The sequence below is a fragment of the Myxococcus sp. AS-1-15 genome (assembly GCF_020037055.1).
Classification (GTDB): Bacteria; Myxococcota; Myxococcia; order Myxococcales; family Myxococcaceae; genus Myxococcus; species Myxococcus fulvus.
On the sequence record NZ_JAIQDF010000006.1, the window covers coordinates 320,032 to 338,907 of the forward strand.

An 18,876-nucleotide genomic window follows, 5' to 3' on the forward strand; every position below is an offset into this window, starting at 1 on the left:
TGTTCTCGGACGCGCTCACTTGACCACCAGCTGGCCCTTCATCATCTGCATGCCGCAGGTGAACTCGAACGTGCCGACCTTGTCCGGCACGAAGGACACCACGGTCTCCGTCAGGCCAGGCAGCGGGCGCTGGATGCCGAAGTCGGGGATGAGCAACTCGTCGCCACAGCCCCCCGAGTCCTTGCGCACGAAGCGCAGCCGCGCGGGCACCCCCTGCTTCAGCGTCACCTCGCTCGGCTGATAGCCGCCCTGAACTGTAATCGTCACCTCCTGCACCGCCTCGCCGCCCGTCGCCTCGGGCTTCGCGGCGGACTTCGGCGCGTCCGTGGGCGTCAGCAGGAAGCCGATGAAGTACTCCGCGTCCTCGGGCATCGGCAGGCGCACCGTCACCTCCCGCTCCACGTCCGAGGCAGGCAACGTGCCGCTCAGGTACGCGCCGCCCGCCTCGGGCACCAGCGGCGCGGAGGCGCCCGTCACCTCCACCACGCCCTTGCGCCCCGCGAGCGGCAGCGGCTGCCGGAAGGCATCCGTCACCCAGACCCGCACCTCGCCGGAGCGCAGGGACAGCACCTCCAGATGCGTGTCGCCGCTCATCGCCACGACGCCACCATGGAAGGGCGTGTGGTCGTGCTCCAACGCCACCGCCTCGGCCACCACGCGCCCCTCGGCCTCCGTGCCCTTCACATGCACGCGCTGCCCCACGCGGGTGCTCAGCAGGCCCTTCGCGTCCTGTCCCGGCGCCGCGAGCACCAGCGTGGTGGCGCCACCGTCCCGGACCAGCGAGTACACGCCGCCCTGCTTCGCGCAGTCCGCGGCGCTCAGGCCCTCCGGAGGGGTCGCGGGACAGGGCGCCACGCGCAGCGTCCCCACGAGCCCGTTGCCGTGTCCGTTCGCCTCCAGGTGCGCGGCGAAGCGAGCGACCTCCGGCTTCCCGTCCTTCACCACCGTCACCACCATGGCCAGGTGGTCATCGCCGTGCTCGGGTCCCTGTCCCGCCAGGTGGTCTCCCGCGGGCGTCAGCGTGACGTCCGGATAGCCGCCCTTGGCCACCTTCACCGAGCCCGTGGCCCCGTCCACCGGACGCGGCGCGAGCGACGCATCGAGCAGGTACACGCGATAACCGCCGGCCCGCGTCGTCACCAACTCCAGATGCCCCCGAGGCGTCGACTCCACCAGCCCACCGTGGGGCGCGGCGTGCACATGCGGCGCTTCCTCGACATGCGAGCGCGCGGCGGCGGCGACGGGCGCGGGCGCCGGTGACTCCTTCTTGCTGCATGCGGCCACCATCCCCGCCGCCACCACCACCGCGATGAATCCGTGTCTCATCTCTCTCCTCAATCCCAATGCGGGCCCGCGAGGGCCTCAATACGAGCCCGCGAGTCGCTCTCCCTCGGGCCGGGGCCCCGGGAGCGTCAGGTCATCCTCGGTCCGCGCCGCCGCCTTGCGCGCCAGGTAGCGCTCCAGCGCGGGACGCCCGAAGCGGTGGAACACGGCCGGCGTGACGAGCAGGTCCAGCAGCGTGGAGCTGATGAGCCCGCCCAGAATCACGGTGGCCACCGGGTGCAATATCTCCTTGCCGGGAGCGCCCGAGGCGAGTGCCAGCGGCACCAGCGCCAGCCCCGCCGTGAGCGCCGTCATCAGCACGGGCACCAGTCGCTCCAGCGAGCCGCGCACCACCATCTCCCGGCCGAACACCGCGCCCTCGTGCTCCACCAGGTGGAGGTAGTGCGAGATGAGCATGATGGTGTTCCGGCTGGCGATGCCGCACAGCGTGACGAAGCCCACGAGCGTCGCCACCGACAACGGCTGCCCGGTGAGCACCACCGCCGTCACGCTGCCCACCAGCGCGAGCGGGATGTTGAGCATCACCTGCGCCACGAGGCGCGCCGAGCGGAAGTGCGCGTACAACACCAGGAACATGCCCACGAGCGACACCAGGGACAGCAGCGCGATGAGCCGCGTCGCGGCCTCTTGGCTCTCGAACTGCCCCTCGTACGAGAGGAACGTCCCCGTCGGCAGCACCACGCTCGCGGCCACGCGCTCGCGGACCTCCTCCACCGCGCTGCCAAGGTCCCTGCCCGCCACGTTGGCCATCACCACCACGCGCCGCTGGAGGTGGTCGTGGTGGATGACGTTGGGGCCGCGCGACTCCACCACCTCGGCCACCGCGGCCACGGGCACCCGCGCGCCCGACGGCGTGTCCACCAGCGCCCGACGGAAGGCCTCCGCGTCCACCCGCGCGCGCTCCTCGTAGCGCACCAGCACGTCGAAGGTCCGCTGACCTTCCAGCACCTGCCCCACCACCACGCCGTTGAAGGCCTTCTCGAGCTGCTCCGCCATCGCGCCCGGCTGGACGCCCAGCCGCGCCGCCTCCTCGCGCTTCAGGCGCACCTGGAGCTGGGGAATCAGCGTCTGCTGCTCCACCTGGAGGTCCACCACTCCGGGCACCTGCGCCATGACGGCGCGCACCTCCTCCGCCTTGCCTCGCAGCGCCTCCAGGTCCTGCCCGAAGAGCTTCACCGCCACCTGCGCGCGGATGCCGGACAGCAGGTGGTCCAGTCGATGCGAGATGGGCTGTCCCACGGACACGGACAGGCCGGGCAGCACGGACAGCCGCTCGCGCAGGTCCGCGAGCACCACGTCCCGAGGACGCCCGCCCTCCTTGAAGTCCACGTCCAGCTCCGAGTAGTGCACGCCCTCCGCGTGCTCGTCCTGCTCGGCGCGGCCGGTGCGGCGCCCCACGGTCTTCACCTCGGGGACGGAGGCGATGAGCCGCTCGGCCAGCAGCCCGAAGCGATTGGACTCCTCCAGCGACGTGCCCGGAGGTGCCAGCACGTTGACGGTGGCGGTGCCCTCGTTGAACGGCGGCAGGAAGGAGCGCCCGAGGAACGGCACCACCGCCACCGCGCCGAGCACCAGCACCGTCGCCCCCACCATCACCGCGCTCGAGTGGGCCAACGAGAAGTCGAGCACATGCCGCGCCCGAGCCTTCAGCCAGCGCACCACGGCGCCATCGCCGTGCTCCAGCAAGCGCCCCTTGGGGAGCAGGAACGCACACAGCGCGGGCGTCACGGTGAGGGACACGAGCAGGGAGGCGAGGATGGACACCACGTAGGCCACGCCGAGCGGCGCGAACAGGCGGCCCTCGATTCCACCGAGCGCGAACAGGGGCAGGAACACCAGCACCACGATGAGCGTGGCGAAGACGATGGACCCACGCACCTCCGAGGAGGCGAGGTAGATGACGCGGAGCACGGGCTCGGGCTGCTCCTTCGCCCGATTCTCCCGGAGGCGCCGGTAGACGTTCTCCACGTCGACGATGGCGTCGTCCACCAGCTCGCCCACGGCCACCGCGAGGCCCCCGAGCGTGAGGGTGTTGATGGACAGACCGAACGCCTTCATCACCAGCGCGGTGATGACGAAGGAGAGCGGAATCGCGGTGAGGGTGATGGCGGTGGTGCGCAGGTTGACGAGGAAGAGGAACAGCACCACCACCACGAGCAGCGCGCCGTCCCGCAGCGCCTCCACCACGTTGCCGATGGCGGCCTGGATGAAGTCCGCCTGACGGAAGAGCGTCTCCACGCGCACGTCCGAGGGCAGCGTGGAGCGCAGCTCCTTCACCGCGACGTCCACCTGCTCCGTCAGCGCGAGGGTGCTCGCGCCGGGCTGCTTCTGCACCGCGAGGATGACCGCGGGGCGACCGTTCATGCCGCCATCACCGCGCTTCACCGCCGGGCCCACGTCCACCTCGGCGACCTGGGAGAGGCGCACCGGGACACCGTCCCGCATCGCGACCACCGTGGAGCGAAGGTCCTCCACGGAGGCGCTGCGCGCGAGGTTGCGGACCAGGTACTCGCGCCCGCCCTTGTCCACGAAGCCGCCCGTGGTGTTGCCCTGGGACAGCCCCGCCGCGCGCTCCACGTCCTCGAAGGTGAGCCCGAAGGCCAGGAGCTTCTCGGGCGCCACGCGGACCTGGAACTGCTTCACGCCGCCGCCGAGCACCGTCACCTGGGCGATGCCGGGAATCGTGAGCAGGCGCTGGCGCAGCACCCAGTCCGCCAGCGAGCGCAGCTCCAGCGGCGACGTGCGCCCCTCCTCGCTCTGCACGCCGAGCAGGAGGATCTCCCCCATGATGGAGGACACGGGCGTCAGATGGGGCGCCACGTCGCGCGGCAGGCGCTCACGCGCCACCTGGAGCCGCTCGGAGACGAGCTGCCGGTCCAGGTAGATGTCCGTGCCCCAGTCGAACTCCACGTGGACGATGGACAGGCCCACGCCCGAGGACGAGCGCACCCGCTGCACGCCGGGCGCGCCGTTCATCGACGTCTCGATGGGCGTGGTGACGAGGGTCTCCACCTCCTCGGGGGACAGGCCGCCCGCCTCGGTCATCACCGTGACGGTGGGACGGTTGAGGTCGGGGAACACGTCCACGGGGAGCCGCGTGACGGCCCAGCCGCCATAGAGCAGCACCGCCACCGCCGCGAGCACGACGAACAGGCGATGGCGCAGCGAGAAGAGGATGACGTGGTCCAACACTAGCGGCCTCCTCGCGCCAGCCTCAGCGCCGCCACGCCGGAGACCACCACCCGCTCTCCTGTCTTCAAGCCCTGGCGCACCGCCCTCCACGCGCCATCCGTGCCGCCGAGCACCACGGGGCGCAGCTCGAACGTCTCCGGCCCGGTGTGGATGAAGACGAAGGCGCGGCCCTCGTCCTCCACGACTGCATCCGTCGGCACGGCGAGCTCGTCCTTGCGTCCACCTTCTCCGAGCGCCACGTCCACGAACATGCCGGGGCGCAGTCGGCCCTCGCGATTGTCGACCTCGAAGAGCACGCGCACGCTGCGCGTCGCCTCGCCCACCATCTGGCCCACGTGATAGGGCTTCGCGGGGAAGTGCTGGCCGGGATAGGCCGCGGTGGAGATGAGCGCACCCGTGGTGCCCTCGGCCCGGGCGACCTCGGCCTCGTAGACGTGCGCCTCCACCCAGACGATGGAGGCGTCCAGCACGGTGAAGAGTGGACGCGACGGGTCCACCTGCTCACCCACGGAGGCTCGGGCCTCCACGAGCACGCCGTCGATGGGCGCGACCAGTGAGACGCGCGCGGTGCCCTGCCCCTGGCGTGCGCCCGCGAGGACCTCGCGCGCGGACTTCGCCCGGCTCCACTCCTGCTCGGCGGTGCTCACCGCGAGCCGTGCCTGTTGGACCTCCTTCTCCGCCACCACGCCCTGGAGGGACTCGAGGCGCGTGAGGTCCCGTCGAGCCTGCTCCAGCGCGGCCTGGGCGCGGGAGACCTCGGCCTCCGCCTGGAAGTGGCTCGTCGACAGGCCGGTGGACTCGGAGGTGGAGAGGCTCTGCTGCACCAGCGCCAGCACCTCGCCGCGCTTCACGCGCTGGCCGACGAGCGGCACGGCGCCGTTCGCCGCGAGCACCCGCCCCGCGACGGGCGCGGACACCTGGGCGATGCGGTCGGTGCGAGGAACCACCTTCCCGGGCGTCACCAGTCGGGACTCCACCGAGCGCACCGCCGCGCGGCGCGTGCGGACCTCCAGGAGGAACTGCGTCTCCTTGGGGGCGGAGAAGGACGGGCCGGTGACGACGGGCTGGGCGGCGGCGTGGGACTCGCCCGTGTGCGCCAGGGCGACGGAGCCGCTCAGGGAGAGACAGAGGAACAGCGAGAACGTGGACCGCATCACCGACCTCATGTCCGCACCTTCTTGCGGCGGGACGTCCACCACGCCCCGACGACCGCCAGCAGCGATGCGCCGCCCACCGCGCCCCAACGCCAGCCTTCCGTGGCTCCGGTGGCGCCCGACGTGTCGTGGTCGTCCTCGAGATGCACCGTGCCGAGCGCCAGCACGTCGACGTCGTTGCCGCGCGTCACCGTGACCACGGCGGCCCACTCCGTCTCGGGTTCGAGCAGGGCCTCTGTCTCGTAGGCGCCTGCCGACAGCATTCGCGCGGGCAGCTTCTGCACGGTGCTGCCCGTGAGCGTGAGCTCCACCTGCGCGCCGCTCACCGGGGCGTTCGTCTCTGTCTCGGCGACCCAGATGCGGACCTGGGTCTTCGGCGTCTCGGAGTGCTCGGGATGCTTGAGCACGACCTCGAACACGTCACCTGTCGCCGCGAGCACGTGCTGCGCATCACGGACCCCGGAGGACACGACCGGTCCACCGTGCGACTCGCCCTCGTGCGCCAGGGCGGGGAGCGCCAGGAGCGCGCACATCCACACCGCATGCTTCGACGACGTGCTCATTCCGGCACCTGTCCCGTCGGGAGCCGCCCCACCGAGCGCAGCAGGGCCACACGGGCCCGGACGAGCGCGGCCGCCGCGTCCACACCTTCCGCCGCCGCCGCGAACGCCCTGTCTCGCGCGAGGAACAAGGCATCGAGCCCCAGCTCTCCGGCCTCGTACGCGCGACGCACCAGCTCCAGGTTGCGGTCCACCGAGGGGCGCACCGACATCAGTGACTCATGCGCCGAGCGCGCCGCATCGAACGTCGCTCGCGCCACGGCTTGTTCCGCGGACACATCTCGCTCCCTCGCCACCTGCTCCGATTCACGCACCTTGCGTCGGGCCCGCGCCTGCGTGAGCTCGGGCTGATTCCGGTCCCACAGCGGCAGCGGCACCGAGAGCCGCGCGATGAGCAGGTGCTCGGTGTGCACATCCGAGAAGGCGCCGTGGGACTCCGGCCGTCGCTCACGCTCGTAGCCGAGGGACACCGTCGGACTCGGGATGCGCTCCCGACGCAGCAGGTCCACCTCCGAGCCCGCCGCGGCCACCTCGGCGCGCGCCGCGACCAGGCTCGGGGGCTCACCCTCCAGCGACGAGGGCAGCGGCTGGGTCGCGGTGTCCACGAGCGAGACACGCAAGGCCGCGTCCATCGAGCGACCCAGGCGACGATTCAGCTCGGCCCGAGCCGCCACCACCTCCGCCACCGCCTGCGCCGCGCGGGCCTCCGCACGCGCGCGCTCCAAGGCAGCGGCGTTGCGGTCCAGCTCCGACACATCGCCCGCGGCGAAGCGACGCACCGTGGCCGCCTCCATCTGACGCGTCAGCTCGAGCGACTCACGCGCCAGCGTCGCGCGCGCCTCACGACGCTCCAGCTCCACGGCCGACTCCACGGCGCCCACAGAGGCACTCAGCATCACCGCGTGACGTCGTGCACGGGCAGCGGCCAGGGCCGCGCTCGCGCGCTCCACGCGCAGCCCCGACTGTCCGGCGACCTCCAGGGACTGACTCAACACGAGCTCCGTGCGCTGCTCACCCGAGTTCCCCGTGAGCGCATCCGTGACCAGGGCCAGCTCGATGGAGGGGTTCGCGCGGGGCCAGCGTCCATCCGTCGCGCGCACGCCCTCGGCGCCCTGCTCCTCGGCTTGCGCGGCCGCGACCTCCGGACTGCGCGCCAGCGCCTCCGACACCACGCGCTCCAGCGACCACGCCTCCGAGGGCGAGGCGGCCAGCACGAGCGACAAGGCGACGGACACGAGCGACATGCTCCGCTCCATCGCAAGCCCCGTACCCACGCCGACCCACAGCGATTCCAACAGGTTGCGAGCCAGCACCAAGGCCACAGGTGTGACCGAAACCATCACACTGTGATGGCCCCGAGCGGAGCACGGCCTTGTGGCCTCACGGCGCACATCACCGCCTGCCGGGCTCATGGGCCGCGATGGAAGTCACCCGGATGAGCAGCCAGCCGGCGAGCCACGGCCCGTACTGCATTCAAGAGAACGCTGGCCGCCTCCGGCCGACGCCCTCATCCCTCCAAGGAAGCAATGTGACGCCAATCATTCATCATCGAGGCTCGTGCGGCCCGGTCACACGCTCGAACGACACTCCAAGGTTCCCCACTCCTTCGAGCGCAGTCTTGATGTCCTCCGAAACAACGAACGCGACCTTGAACCGCTTCAGCCGGAAGACCTGGGCGCCTTCAGTCTTCGCGGGGTCGATTCGCAGGCCATAGATCCAGCTGTACTCCCCTTCATAGCCAGGGGCTGGCGCATCCCCGTCATCATGGTGCACCTCCCGGCATCGTGCCTCGTCGATGGCATCGACCACCTTGGTTGCATTCACGACGAAGAATCGCTCCGGCGCTCCCTCCACCGTCACCGGAAACAGTTGGACGTCACCGGGAGCCAGCTTTCGGAAGACGTTCGCGAGCGCCTCACTGACGATCGGCGTGCGCTCAACTCCTCCAAACACGAAAGCGCGCTTCGTCCCTGGGTGTGACACCTGGGACCTGATGGAGCCAGGGTCCTCAAGCACACGCCCATCCGTGAACAGCCAAGGCTCTTCGAACGCCTCGCCGGATGTCCGCGTGGGCGTCTCCACGAGCCATCGAGGCACGTCCGCCAACCCCACCCAATAAAAGTTCTGCTCCATCCGGCCTCCTATCTCACGATGAAGCTGCGCAACTCCGAGCCGGGAGTCAGCAACTCGTCCGCAATCCTCGCGAGTTCCTTCTGCAGACTGGCCCTGCAGCTCTCCGTCGTTCTACACCGCGCGACGGAGCGCTCGAGGCGGGTCAGCACTTGATTGTGATAGAACTCAGGGTGAGGCCCTTCGTGCCCGTTGAGCCGGACCTTGTTCGCCGCATCCTCGAGCGTCATCCCGGCTCTCTTGAAGATCCTCTCGCACTCTGGCGTCCAAGGGCCGCCCGCCGCACTGGAGCTGGGGTTCTTGTTCGTGCAGATGTGGTGAACCGGCCCGGTCTCGTCTCCAGGGAACCGCCCTTCTCCATACATCACCAGGGCAGCGGCTGCTCCAGGTGCAAGCGTGACGTTCAGCACTCCAGCAGCGGGCATCGCAATGGAAGTCACGCCCCCCTGCATGGCGGCCCCGAGCTGGAATCCCGACTCGGCCTGGGCCTTGAGCGCGGCCTGGGAGAAGCCCGGGAGCCTTGGCCCTTGAGCCGCCATCGCGCTCTTCCCACCCAGCGCCGCCATGACGACGAGCACCAGGACGCGCGTGCCGTTCGCCCCCAGCACGTTCCCGAACCGATGCCCGATGTCCTGTAGCTCGATGACGCTCATCGCCTTGCCCGCATCATCCCACAAGCGGACGAATCCGCGCCCGATCTCCCAGACCGGTACGACCCCGAGGTAGGCCACCATCGCCGCCGTCAACGCCACCGCGATGACCTTGGTGACAGGTTCGGGTAGCGCCATCGTGAGAAGCATCGTCAACGCCGCTGACGTCACCATGGCCTTGAGTACGACCGGGTTCAGCATCTTGCCGACCTCGGATTCGACGCTGTCCCATACGGTGTCTAGCGCGAAGGACAAGGCCATCAGCGTCCGGTCCTTTCGGGAGAACGTCAGCCCCGTTCCGCCCACCAGGGTCAAGCAGTCGTCCGCATCGGGACAGATGCGCGAGTACAGCGTCTCCAGCGAGCTCCCCAAGCCCGAATCGACGAGGCCATGGGACGATGCCAGAAGTGATTGGGACCGAGACCACCCGCGCTCGTCCACCTCTTCAGTCTCCCGGAACGCAACGGCCATCCGCGTGTCCAGGATGAGGCGCACGACCGCAGACCTGAACTCGTCGTCACTCACCTCGACCGGTTCGACATCCACCGACTCATGGACGACCCGCTGTCCACGCCCGACGTCGATATGGACAACACGAGTGCTCGTACAGCCCATCGACAGAAGCAGTAAAGCCACTACCGCAATCGATCTCATGGAACTCCCCGAAGCTGCCTCCTGGCGGAAGGAGGCGGGGTATCGTGACTCCGGGGGCTGACAATCCTACGGGGTCATGAGGGCCACACCCGGCGGCGCCTTCCAGGAAGTCCCGCAAGCACAGCCAGCGGCGTCGCTTCCGGCTCTCACACGACCAACCATGCGGGCTTGCGTGGGATTGACAAGGCCCCGCATCCCGTTTATTTCGCATGCAGCATCAAGAGCGGTCCCGCTTCGGCGGTGGCCCGACAACCTGGAGACGGACCTCCAAGGTGTCCAAACGATGCGGTCCGGAGAGCAGGTGCTCCCCGGGCAAACCAAGTGTCCGAGGCGAGGCAGTCCCTCCGCTTCGGTGAGAGAGGACCTCGTGGTTCCCACCGCTCGCATCGCCCCCCTGTACCCCGCGAAGGTCCGTCGCGCGTTCCGCTCGCCCGAGAGCGTCCGAATGCGCCACGCCCTGCCACGCACGCTCGCGCGAATGCGCGGGCCGGTGCACGCCGGCTAGGGCTTCCACCTCTCCTTCCTTTCATTTCTTCCGTCGGCGCTCCAGCGCCGCGCTCGCTCGACGTGTGCGTCGGCGTCGCGGACGTGCGCCTCCATGTCTTCAGGGCCGCAGGCCCTCGTTCGAGGTTCGCAGATGAGCAGCAATTCCTATCGGGTGATGAAGTTCGGCGGCTCCTCCGTGGGCTCCCCGCGCCGACTGCGTCAGGTCATCGAGTTGATTGGACAACACGCTCGCACGGGCCCGCTCGCCGTCGTCGTGTCCGCCATGGGCGACACCACCGACTGGCTGCTCGAGGCCGCGGACCTCGCCACCCGGGGCGAGCTGGAGGGCGCGCTCACCGTGGTGGGCCGCATCGCCCACCTCGCCAAGACGAACGCCGCCGCGCTCCACCCCGCGCAGTCCGCCACCCTCGCCGCGCGCGTCGACCAACTCCTCGCGCCCCTGCAACGGCTCCTCCATGGACTCTCGCTCACCCGCGAGTGTTCCCTCGCGTCCAAGGACAAGGTGCTCTCCTTCGGTGAGCTGGTCTCCGCCACGCTCCTCGCCGAGCTGCTCGAGGCCTCCGGCACCCAGGCCCGCTTCCGCGACGCACGTCACCTGCTCGTCACCGACGACGCCTTCGGCACCGCGCGCGTGGACGTGCCTCGCACTCGCGAGCGGCTCCAGTCGAGCAGCGCCGAGTGGGGCACCACCGTGCCCGTCATCCCCGGCTTCATCGCGTCGACGCCCGACGGCCGCACCACCACGCTCGGCCGCAACGGCTCCGACTACACCGCCGCCCTCGTCGCCCAGGGCCTGGGCGCCACAGAGGTCACCGTGTGGACCGACGTGCTCGGACTGCACACCGCGGACCCGGACCTGGTGAGCGACGCCTACCCCGTCCCGCACCTCTCCCACGGCGAGGGCCTGGAGCTGGCCGCCGTCGGCGTGCGCATGCTGCACCCGCGCACGATGATTCCGCTCATCGAGTCCGGCATCTCCCTGCGCATCCGCAACACCATGCACCCGGAGCACCCGGGCACGCTCATCGACGCCGTCGGCTCGAGCGACGTCCAGCGCCCCACCTGCATCGCCACCCGCGAGGACCTGGCCCTGCTCGGCATCGAGGTGCGCAAGCTCTCCGACCAGTTCCAGCTGGGCGAGCGCGTCCTCGCGGCGCTGCGCTCGGCCCGCGTCACCGTGTGGATGACGGCCCAATCCGCCAACGGCCAGTCCATCGCCGTGGTCATCCCCCGCCCCGACACCGAGCGCGCCAGGACCGCGCTGGAGAGGGAGCTGGCCCAGGAGCTCGCCCGCCGCGAGGTCGAGCCGCTCGGCATCCGTCAGCCGGTGACGCTCGTCACGCTCGTCGCCGAGGCGATGGGCCACGGCGTCAACGTGGCCGGCCGCTTCTTCAGCGCGCTGGGCGCGGTGGGCGTCGGCGTGCGCGCCAGCGCCCAGGGCGCCAGCTCCCGCTCCATCTCCTGCGTGGTCGACGCGGCGGACACCGCCATCGCCGTGCGCACCACGCACGCGGCCTTCAACCTCGCCCACCAGCAGGTCAGCCTCTTCCTCCTCGGCAAGGGCACCGTGGGAGGACAGCTCCTCACCCAGCTGCGCAGCCAGGAGTCGCTGCTGCGCGAGCGACATGGAATCGCCCTGCGCGTGGTGGGCATCGCCGACAGCCGGCGCAGCCTGTTCAACCCGGCCGGCCTGCCGTTGGAGGGACTCGAGGAGCAGCTCGCGCGCGTCGTCCGCGGTGAGTCCGGCACGCGCGCCCTGCCGCCGCTGCTCGACGAGCTGCGCCGGCTGCCCGTGCCCATCCTCGTCGACTGCACCGCCAACGGTGACGTCGCCTCGCTCTACATCGAGGCGTTCCGTCGGGGCATCCACGTGGTCGCCGCGAACAAGAAGCCGCTCGCCCTGCCGTGGAACGAGCGCGAGGCGCTGCTCGCCGAGGCCCGCCGTCACCACGTGGCCTACCACTACGAGACGACGGTGGCCTCCAGCCTCCCCGTCATCGACACGCTCGCCAACCTGGTGCGCACCGGCGACACCGTGCGCCTCATCACCGCGTCCCTCTCCGGCACGCTGGGCTTCATCTGCAACGAGCTGATGGCGGGCGTGCCGCTGTCCACCGCCGTGCGCACGGCCAAGGAGCGCGGCTTCACCGAGCCCGACCCGCGCGAGGACCTCTCCGGCGCCGACGTCGCGCGCAAGGCGCTCATCCTCGCCCGCGAGCTGGGCCTGCCCCTGTCCCTCTCCGACGTCGCGCTGGAGCCCTTCGTCCCCGAGCCCGCCGACGCGGGCGACACCGCCGAGTCCTACCTGCGAAGCCTCCGCGCGCTCGACGCCGAGTACACCCGAAAGGTGGAGCACGCCCGCCAGGGCGGCACCGTGCTGCGCTACCTGGCCCGCATCGACCCGACGCGGCTGGGCACCGACACCTCTGTCATCCGCGTGGGGCTCGCGCCCGTGGAGGCGGGCCAGCCCGCCGCGGACCTGCGCGGCTCCGAGTCCTTCGTGTCCTTCACCACCACGCGGCACAGCGAGTTCCCGCTCACCGTGCGCGGCGCGGGCGCGGGGGGCGCCGTGACGGCCTCCGGTGTCCTGGCCGACATCCTCCGCGTCTCCCAGACGCTGCGCGGTCGATGAAGCACCCTCGGCTCCGAAAGGAATCACGACCATGAAGCTCGCCACCGCCCTCGTCCACGCCGGCACCCGCCGCGACCCGGCCACCGGCGCCATCGCCGTCCCCGTCTATCACTCCGCCACCTACCAGCACCCCGCGCTCGGCCAGTCCACCGGCTACGACTACTCGCGCACGAAGAACCCCACCCGCGCCGCGCTGGAGGACGCGCTCGCGCAGCTCGAAGGTGGCGCCCGAGGACTCGCCTTCGCGTCCGGCATGGCCGCGCTGCACGCCGCGCTCAGCCTCTTCGGCCCCGAGGACCACGTGGTCCTCACCGAGGACCTCTACGGCGGCACGTTCCGCCTCGTGGACCGGCTGCTCCACCTGCCCCACACCTTCGTGGACACGACGAAGCCAGAGGCCGTGCGCGCGGCGCTGCGCCCCAACACCCGGGCCGTGGTGGTGGAGACGCCCACCAACCCGCTGATGAAGTCCGCGGACCTGCCCGCGCTGGTGGCGCTCACGCGCGAGGCGGGCGTGCTGCTCATCGTCGACAACACCTTCCTCACGCCGTACCTCCAGCGTCCGCTGGAGCTGGGCGCGGACCTCGTCGTGCACTCGGCCACCAAGTACCTGGCCGGTCACAACGACGTCGTGGCCGGAGCGCTCGTGGTCCGCGACGCGGCGCTGGGCGAGAAGCTCGCGTACATCCAGAACGGCATCGGCGCCATCCTGGGGCCACAGGACTCGTACCTGGTCATCCGCGGCCTCAAGACGCTCGCGCTGCGCATGGAGCGCCACCAGTCCAACGCGCGCGAGGTGGCTGCGTTCCTCTCCAGCCAGCCCAAGGTGGAGCGCGTCCACTACGCGGGCCAGGGCGGCATGTTGTCCTTCAGCGTGAAGGACGCGGCCCTCGTTCCCCAGGTGCTCGCCGGCGTGCGCCTGTGCCTCTTCGCCGAGTCGCTCGGCGGCGTCGAGACGCTCATCACCTTCCCCGCCACGCAGACCCACGCGGACATCCCCGTCGCGCGCCGGGAACAGCTTGGCATCACTGACCGACTGCTTCGCCTCTCCGTGGGTATCGAGGACTGCCATGACATCATCTCCGACCTGGCCCAGGCGCTCGACGGGCACTCCCGCTCCGAAGACGTTCGCCACGCGCCTGCTGCACACCGGCCATGAAGTGGACCCGGTGACGGGCGCCGCGGCGGTGCCCATCTACCAGGTGTCCATGTTCGACCAGCCGGGCCTGGAGACGCCCGGCGAGTTCGACTACGCGCGCTCGGGAAACCCGACGCGCAAGGCGCTGGAGGGCGTGCTCGCGACGCTCGACGAGGGCGCGGGGGCGTTCGCCTTCGGCTCCGGCATGGCCGCGCTGTCCACCGTGCTGATGCTCTTCAGCGCGGGCGACCACCTGGTCGTCACCGATGACTGTTACGGCGGCACCTATCGGGTGCTCACCCGGGTGTTCAGTCGCTTCGGGCTGAAGGCCACGTTCGTGGACACGAGCGACCCGGAGGCCGTGCGCGCCGCGTTCCGGCCCGAGACGAAGGGCCTCTTGGTGGAGACGGTGAGCAACCCGTTCCTCAAGCGCACCGACGTCAAGGCCATGTCCGCGCTCGCGCGCACGTACGGCGCGCTGCTCATCGTGGACAACACGTTCCTGTCGCCCTACCTGTCGCGGCCGCTCACCGAGGGCGCGGACATCGTCGTGCACTCGGCCACCAAGTTCCTGAGCGGACACAGCGACGTCATCGCGGGCACGGTGGCGGTGCGCACGCCGGAGCTGGCGAAGGAGGTCTACTTCCTCCAGAACGCGGTGGGCGCGGTGCTCGGCCCCCAGGACTGCTTCCTGCTCCAGCGCGGCATCAAGACGCTCCAGGTCCGCATGGAGCGACAGGTGCGGACGGCCGCGGCGCTGGCTCGCTGGCTCGCCGGCCGTCATGAAATCGAGAAGGTCTACTACCCGGGCATCGGCGCGGTGGTGTCGTTCCGGCTGGCGAGCGACGCGATGACGTCGAGCTTCGTGGAGGCGCTCAAGCTGCCGCTGCTCGGCGTGTCTCTGGGCGCGGTGGAGAGCATCCTCACGGTGCCGGCGAGGCACTCGCATGCCTCCGTGCCCGCCGCCGAGCGCGAGCGTCGGGGAATCACCGACGCGCTCATCCGCTTCTCCGTGGGTCTGGAGGACGTGGAAGACCTCCAGGCGGACCTGGCGAACGCGCTGGGTCGAGCCTTCCGGGAGGCCGCTTGAAGAGGCGGTCGGATTGACAGTGCGGGACGGATTGATTACGTCTGGAGGCCGATGCTCGTCTTCGTCGCCACGTCCGGAACCTGTTGTCGCGGCATGTGTTGTCGCGTCACGACGGGTCCGTCCGTTCGAGCGTACTGAGCGTCCTTCGCGCACAGGCGTGTCCGGCCCGTCCCCAGCACCTGGAGACGGGCCGTTCTCTTTTTTCCCCACACGCCGGGGCGCTGCATCGAGGTCCCGGCCCTTCCCACCGAGAGACCGGATGCCCCACAACATCTACCCCGACGTGACGCAGCTCATCGGCCGCACGCCCATCGTCCGCCTGTCGCGCATCGGCACGCCGGAGGAGGCCACGCTGCTGGCGAAGGTCGAGTTCTTCAACCCGGGCGGCAGCGTGAAGGACCGCATCGGCCTGGCCATGCTCGAGGACGCGGAGAACCACGGCCGGCTGCGTCCGGGCATGACGATAGTCGAGCCCACCAGCGGCAACACCGGCGTGGCGCTCGCGATGGTCGCCGCGGTGAAGGGCTACCGCATCATCCTCACCATGCCGGAGAGCATGAGCGTGGAGCGCCGGCGCATCCTGGAGGCGTATGGCGCGGAGCTGGTGCTCACGCCCGCGGCCAAGGGCATGAACGGCGCCGTCGAGGCGGCTGACGAGCTGCTCAAGCAGTTGGGCGACAAGGGCTTCATGCCGCAGCAGTTCCGCAACCCGTCCAACCCGGAGATCCACCGCCGCACCACGGCGAAGGAGATTCTGGGCGATTTGGACGTGACGAAGCTGGACGCCTTCGTGGCGGGCATCGGCACGGGCGGCACCATCACCGGCGCGGGCGGCGTGTTGAAGAAGGCCAACCCGCGGCTCCAGGTCATCGCGGTGGAGCCGTTGCGCTCGCCGCTGCTCACCGAGGGCAAGGCGGGGCCGCACCGCATCCAGGGCATCGGCGCCAACTTCGTCCCGGAGGTGCTGGACCGCGCCGTGTACGACGAGGTCATCGACGTGTCCGACGTGGATGCGTACGTGGCCGCGAAGGACCTGGCGCGCAAGGAGGGACTGCTCGTCGGCATCTCCAGTGGCGCGGCGCTGCACGCGGCCCGTCAGGTGGCGCGCCGTCTGGGGCCCGGCAAGACGGTGCTCACGGTGCTGCCGGACACCGGTGAGCGTTACTGGAGCTTGTTCGCGGCCTTCGCCGAGGAGCTGGCGAAGACACCGCAGGGAGTCGCTGGATGATTGAGTTGCGCGGTATCAGCAAGGTGTACAGGCAGGGCGGGCGCGAGGTGTCGGCGCTCCAGGACGTGACGCTGCGGGTGGACCCGGGCGAGGTGTTCGGCGTGCTCGGACAGAGCGGCGCCGGCAAGTCCACGCTCATCCGCTGCGTCAACCTGCTGGAGCGCCCCACCCAGGGGCGCGTGCGGGTGAACGGGAAGGAGATGCTGTCGTTGAGTCCCGATGAGCTGCGCCAGGCGCGGCAGGGCATCGGCATGATTTTTCAGCACTTCAACCTGTTCTCCTCGCAGACGGTGGCGCAGAACGTCGCCTACCCGCTGGAGGTGGCGGGCCTGCCGCGCGAGCAGATTCGCGAGCGGGTCGCGGAGCTGCTCTCGCTGGTGGGGTTGTCGGACAAGACGGACGTGTATCCCTCGCGGCTGTCGGGCGGGCAGAAGCAGCGGGTGGGAATCGCGCGGGCGCTGGCGCCGCGGCCGCGCATCCTGCTGTCGGACGAGGCGACGTCGTCGCTGGACCCGGAGACGACGCGCTCGGTGCTGTCGCTGCTGAAGGACCTGAATCGCCAGCTGGGGCTCACCATCCTGCTCATCACGCACCAGATGGAGGTGGTGAAGGCCATCTGCGACTCGGTGGCGGTGCTGGAGCAGGGCCGGCTGGTGGAGCAGGGCAAGGTGGTGGAGCTCCTGTCGCGGCCGGGCACGCATCTGCATGAGCTGTGCTATCCGCCGTTCGCCACGGGCGAGGGCTCGGTGCTGCGAGGGGGACAGCGGGTGTCGCTGTCCTTGTCGGGTGAGCACTCGACGCGGCCCATCCTGTCCACGCTGGCGCGGCGGTTCGACGTGGACGCGCACCTGTTGGAGGGCTCGCTGGAGCGCGTGGGGGAAGCGCGCGTGGGCCGGCTGTTGTTCGAGCTCACCGGCGCGCCGGACGCGGTGAGCCAGGCGCTGGCGTTCCTGCGTGAGCAGGGCCTGACGTCCGAGGAGGCGGCCCATGCCTGGTGAGCAGCTGGCGCGGGCGCTGTGGGTGGCGACCCTCGAGACGCTCTACATGACGTCGGTGGCCACGGTGCTGGTAGTGGTGCTGGGGCTGCCGCTGGGTGTGCTGCTGGTGCTCACGGACCGGGGCGGACTGTGGGAACGGCCGGCGCTGAACCGCGTGCTGGGCACGTTGGTCAACGTGGGGCGCTCGGTGCCGTTCATCATCTTGATGGTGGCCATCGTCCCGCTGACGCGGTTGCTGGTGGGGACGACCATCGGCACCACGGCGGCCATCGTCCCGCTGGTGGTCGCGGCGATTCCCTTCATGGGTCGGGTGGTGGAGCAGGGGCTGCGCGAGGTGGACGGAGGGCTGGTGGAGGCCGCCATCGCGATGGGCTCCACGCACCGGCGGGTCATCTTCCGGGTGCTGTTGCCGGAGGCCCTGCCGTCTCTCGTGCGCGGCATCGCGCTCGTGGTTATCAGCCTGCTCGGCTACAGCGCCATGGCGGGCGCCGTGGGCGGAGGTGGGCTGGGAGACCTGGCGGTGAAGTACGGCTACATGCGCTTCCGCACCGACGTCATGTTGGGCTGCCTCGCCGTGTTGCTGGCGCTGGTGCAGCTCGTCCAGTGGCTCGGTGACGGCCTGGCGTCCCGCTTCGACCACACCACGCAGCGTCCCAGCCGCGCACTCGAGTGAAATTTCCGCGCGGGTCTGCTGTTGGCCCGCGCCCCTCTCCCCTTCGGACATGCGGAACCCCCAGCCCATGAAGCCACCCGCGTCATTCCTGCTCATCCCCCTGGCCTTCGCGGCCGTCTCCGCCGCGTTGCTGGTGGGGACGGGCTGCAAGAAGTCGGAAGCCCCCGCCACCGGCGAGGCGCCTGGCATTCCCACCTTGAAGGTCGGCGTCAACCCGGTGCCCCATGGGGAGATTCTCCGCGCGGCGGTGCCCGTGGCCCTGCGCGACGGCGTGCGCGTGGAGGTGGTGGAGTTCACCGACTACGTGCAGCCCAACATCGCGCTGGCGGACCAGCAGCTCGACGCGAACTACTTCCAGCACGTGCCCTACCTGGAGCGCTTCGCCGAGGACCGGAAGCTGTCCTTGCGCAGCGCGGGCTCGGTGCACCTGGAGCCGCTGGCGCTGTACTCGACGAAGTTCCGTCAGCTCGCGGAGCTGCCCGAGGGCGCGCAGGTGACGATTCCCGCCGACCCGAGCAACGCGTCCCGCGCGCTGCACCTGCTCGCGGACCAGGGGCTGTTGCGGCTGCGCGAGGGAGCGGGCGCCGGCGCGACGTTGCAGGACGTGGTGGGCAATCCTCGCAAGCTGGAGCTGAGGGAGATCGACGCGGAGCAGCAGCCGCGCACGCTGCAGGACGTGGCCGCCGCCGTCATCAACGGCAACTACTTCCTGGAGGCGCAGAAGCACCTGAACCTGGACGCGAAGGTGCTGGCCCGCGAGTCCGCCACGCGCAACCCGTACGCCAACGTGCTCGTCGTGCGGAAGGGTGACGAGGGCCGCCCCGAGGTCCGCACGCTGCTCAAGGCCTTGCAGTCCCAGGAGGTGCGGCGGTTCATCGAGTCGAACTACGGCGGCGCGGTGGTGCCGGCGTTCTGATGGGACGAGC

14 protein-coding genes and 1 riboswitch are annotated in these 18,876 nt (G+C 70.4%); of the genes, 7 read left to right on the top strand and 7 right to left on the bottom strand.

All coding sequences use genetic code 11. The features are described 5' to 3' along the window. Nucleotides 1-15 precede the first annotated feature (15 nt). The 7 genes from K8625_RS19195 to K8625_RS19225 all read right to left on the bottom strand — a co-directional run bounded on the left by K8625_RS19195 (nucleotide 16) and on the right by K8625_RS19225 (nucleotide 9,684). A complete protein-coding gene (locus K8625_RS19195; RefSeq protein WP_223783510.1) occupies nucleotides 16-1,326 on the bottom strand; it encodes a cupredoxin domain-containing protein in 1,311 nt (436 codons plus the stop codon). A gap of 36 nt (nucleotides 1,327-1,362) precedes the next feature. Then, nucleotides 1,363-4,536 (bottom strand): efflux RND transporter permease subunit, encoded by a 3,174-nt coding sequence (locus tag K8625_RS19200; RefSeq protein ID WP_223783511.1) that lies wholly within the window; start codon nucleotides 4,534-4,536, stop codon nucleotides 1,363-1,365. Beyond that, the gene (locus tag K8625_RS19205) at nucleotides 4,536-5,690 is read right to left on the bottom strand and encodes an efflux RND transporter periplasmic adaptor subunit (RefSeq protein ID WP_223783512.1); all 1,155 of its coding nucleotides are present in this window, start codon (nucleotides 5,688-5,690) and stop codon (nucleotides 4,536-4,538) included. Before K8625_RS19205 ends, K8625_RS19200 begins: the two co-directional genes overlap by 1 nt. Nucleotides 5,691-5,698: 8 nt before the next feature. Beyond that, nucleotides 5,699-6,253 carry a hypothetical protein gene (locus K8625_RS19210; protein WP_223783513.1) on the bottom strand — a complete coding sequence of 185 codons (555 nt, stop codon included), beginning with the start codon at nucleotides 6,251-6,253 and terminating at the stop codon, nucleotides 5,699-5,701. Then, nucleotides 6,250-7,494 carry a TolC family protein gene (locus K8625_RS19215; protein WP_223783514.1) on the bottom strand — a complete coding sequence of 415 codons (1,245 nt, stop codon included), beginning with the start codon at nucleotides 7,492-7,494 and terminating at the stop codon, nucleotides 6,250-6,252. Before K8625_RS19215 ends, K8625_RS19210 begins: the two co-directional genes overlap by 4 nt. A 301-nt stretch (nucleotides 7,495-7,795) precedes the next feature. Beyond that, the gene (locus tag K8625_RS19220; protein ID WP_223783515.1) at nucleotides 7,796-8,383 is read right to left on the bottom strand and encodes an imm11 family protein; all 588 of its coding nucleotides are present in this window, start codon (nucleotides 8,381-8,383) and stop codon (nucleotides 7,796-7,798) included. 8 nt (nucleotides 8,384-8,391) lie between these two features. Continuing rightward, complete coding sequence (locus tag K8625_RS19225) at nucleotides 8,392-9,684, bottom strand: AHH domain-containing protein (RefSeq protein ID WP_223783516.1); 1,293 nt, start codon at nucleotides 9,682-9,684, stop codon at nucleotides 8,392-8,394. A 209-nt stretch (nucleotides 9,685-9,893) separates the two neighbouring features. Continuing rightward, a riboswitch (SAM-I-IV-variant riboswitch) is annotated at nucleotides 9,894-10,014 on the top strand. Nucleotides 10,015-10,321: 307 nt separating this feature from the next. Between K8625_RS19225 and thrA the strand changes: the two genes are divergently transcribed. The 7 genes from thrA (at nucleotide 10,322) to K8625_RS19260 (ending at nucleotide 18,866) form a co-directional block, all read left to right on the top strand. Further along, complete coding sequence (gene thrA / locus K8625_RS19230; RefSeq protein ID WP_223783517.1) at nucleotides 10,322-12,823, top strand: bifunctional aspartate kinase/homoserine dehydrogenase I; 2,502 nt, start codon at nucleotides 10,322-10,324, stop codon at nucleotides 12,821-12,823. A 31-nt stretch (nucleotides 12,824-12,854) separates the two neighbouring features. After that, nucleotides 12,855-13,982, top strand: a complete 1,128-nt coding sequence (locus K8625_RS19235) for an aminotransferase class I/II-fold pyridoxal phosphate-dependent enzyme (RefSeq protein WP_223783518.1) — start codon at nucleotides 12,855-12,857, stop codon at nucleotides 13,980-13,982. Next, nucleotides 13,894-15,051 carry a PLP-dependent aspartate aminotransferase family protein gene (locus K8625_RS19240; protein ID WP_223783519.1) on the top strand — a complete coding sequence of 386 codons (1,158 nt, stop codon included), beginning with the start codon at nucleotides 13,894-13,896 and terminating at the stop codon, nucleotides 15,049-15,051. The genes K8625_RS19235 and K8625_RS19240 overlap by 89 nt, the downstream gene beginning before the upstream one ends. Nucleotides 15,052-15,310: 259 nt before the next feature. Then, a complete protein-coding gene (cysK, locus tag K8625_RS19245; protein ID WP_223783520.1) occupies nucleotides 15,311-16,279 on the top strand; it encodes a cysteine synthase A in 969 nt (322 codons plus the stop codon). Further along, nucleotides 16,276-17,277 (top strand): methionine ABC transporter ATP-binding protein, encoded by a 1,002-nt coding sequence (locus K8625_RS19250; protein ID WP_223783521.1) that lies wholly within the window; start codon nucleotides 16,276-16,278, stop codon nucleotides 17,275-17,277. Before cysK ends, K8625_RS19250 begins: the two co-directional genes overlap by 4 nt. Then, nucleotides 17,267-17,950, top strand: coding sequence for a methionine ABC transporter permease (locus tag K8625_RS19255; protein WP_223783522.1), 684 nt, complete (start codon nucleotides 17,267-17,269; stop codon nucleotides 17,948-17,950). Before K8625_RS19250 ends, K8625_RS19255 begins: the two co-directional genes overlap by 11 nt. A gap of 67 nt (nucleotides 17,951-18,017) precedes the next feature. Beyond that, on the top strand, nucleotides 18,018-18,866 hold the full coding sequence (locus K8625_RS19260; RefSeq protein WP_223783523.1) for a MetQ/NlpA family ABC transporter substrate-binding protein: 849 nt from the start codon (nucleotides 18,018-18,020) through the stop codon (nucleotides 18,864-18,866). Nucleotides 18,867-18,876: the final 10 nt, after the last annotated feature.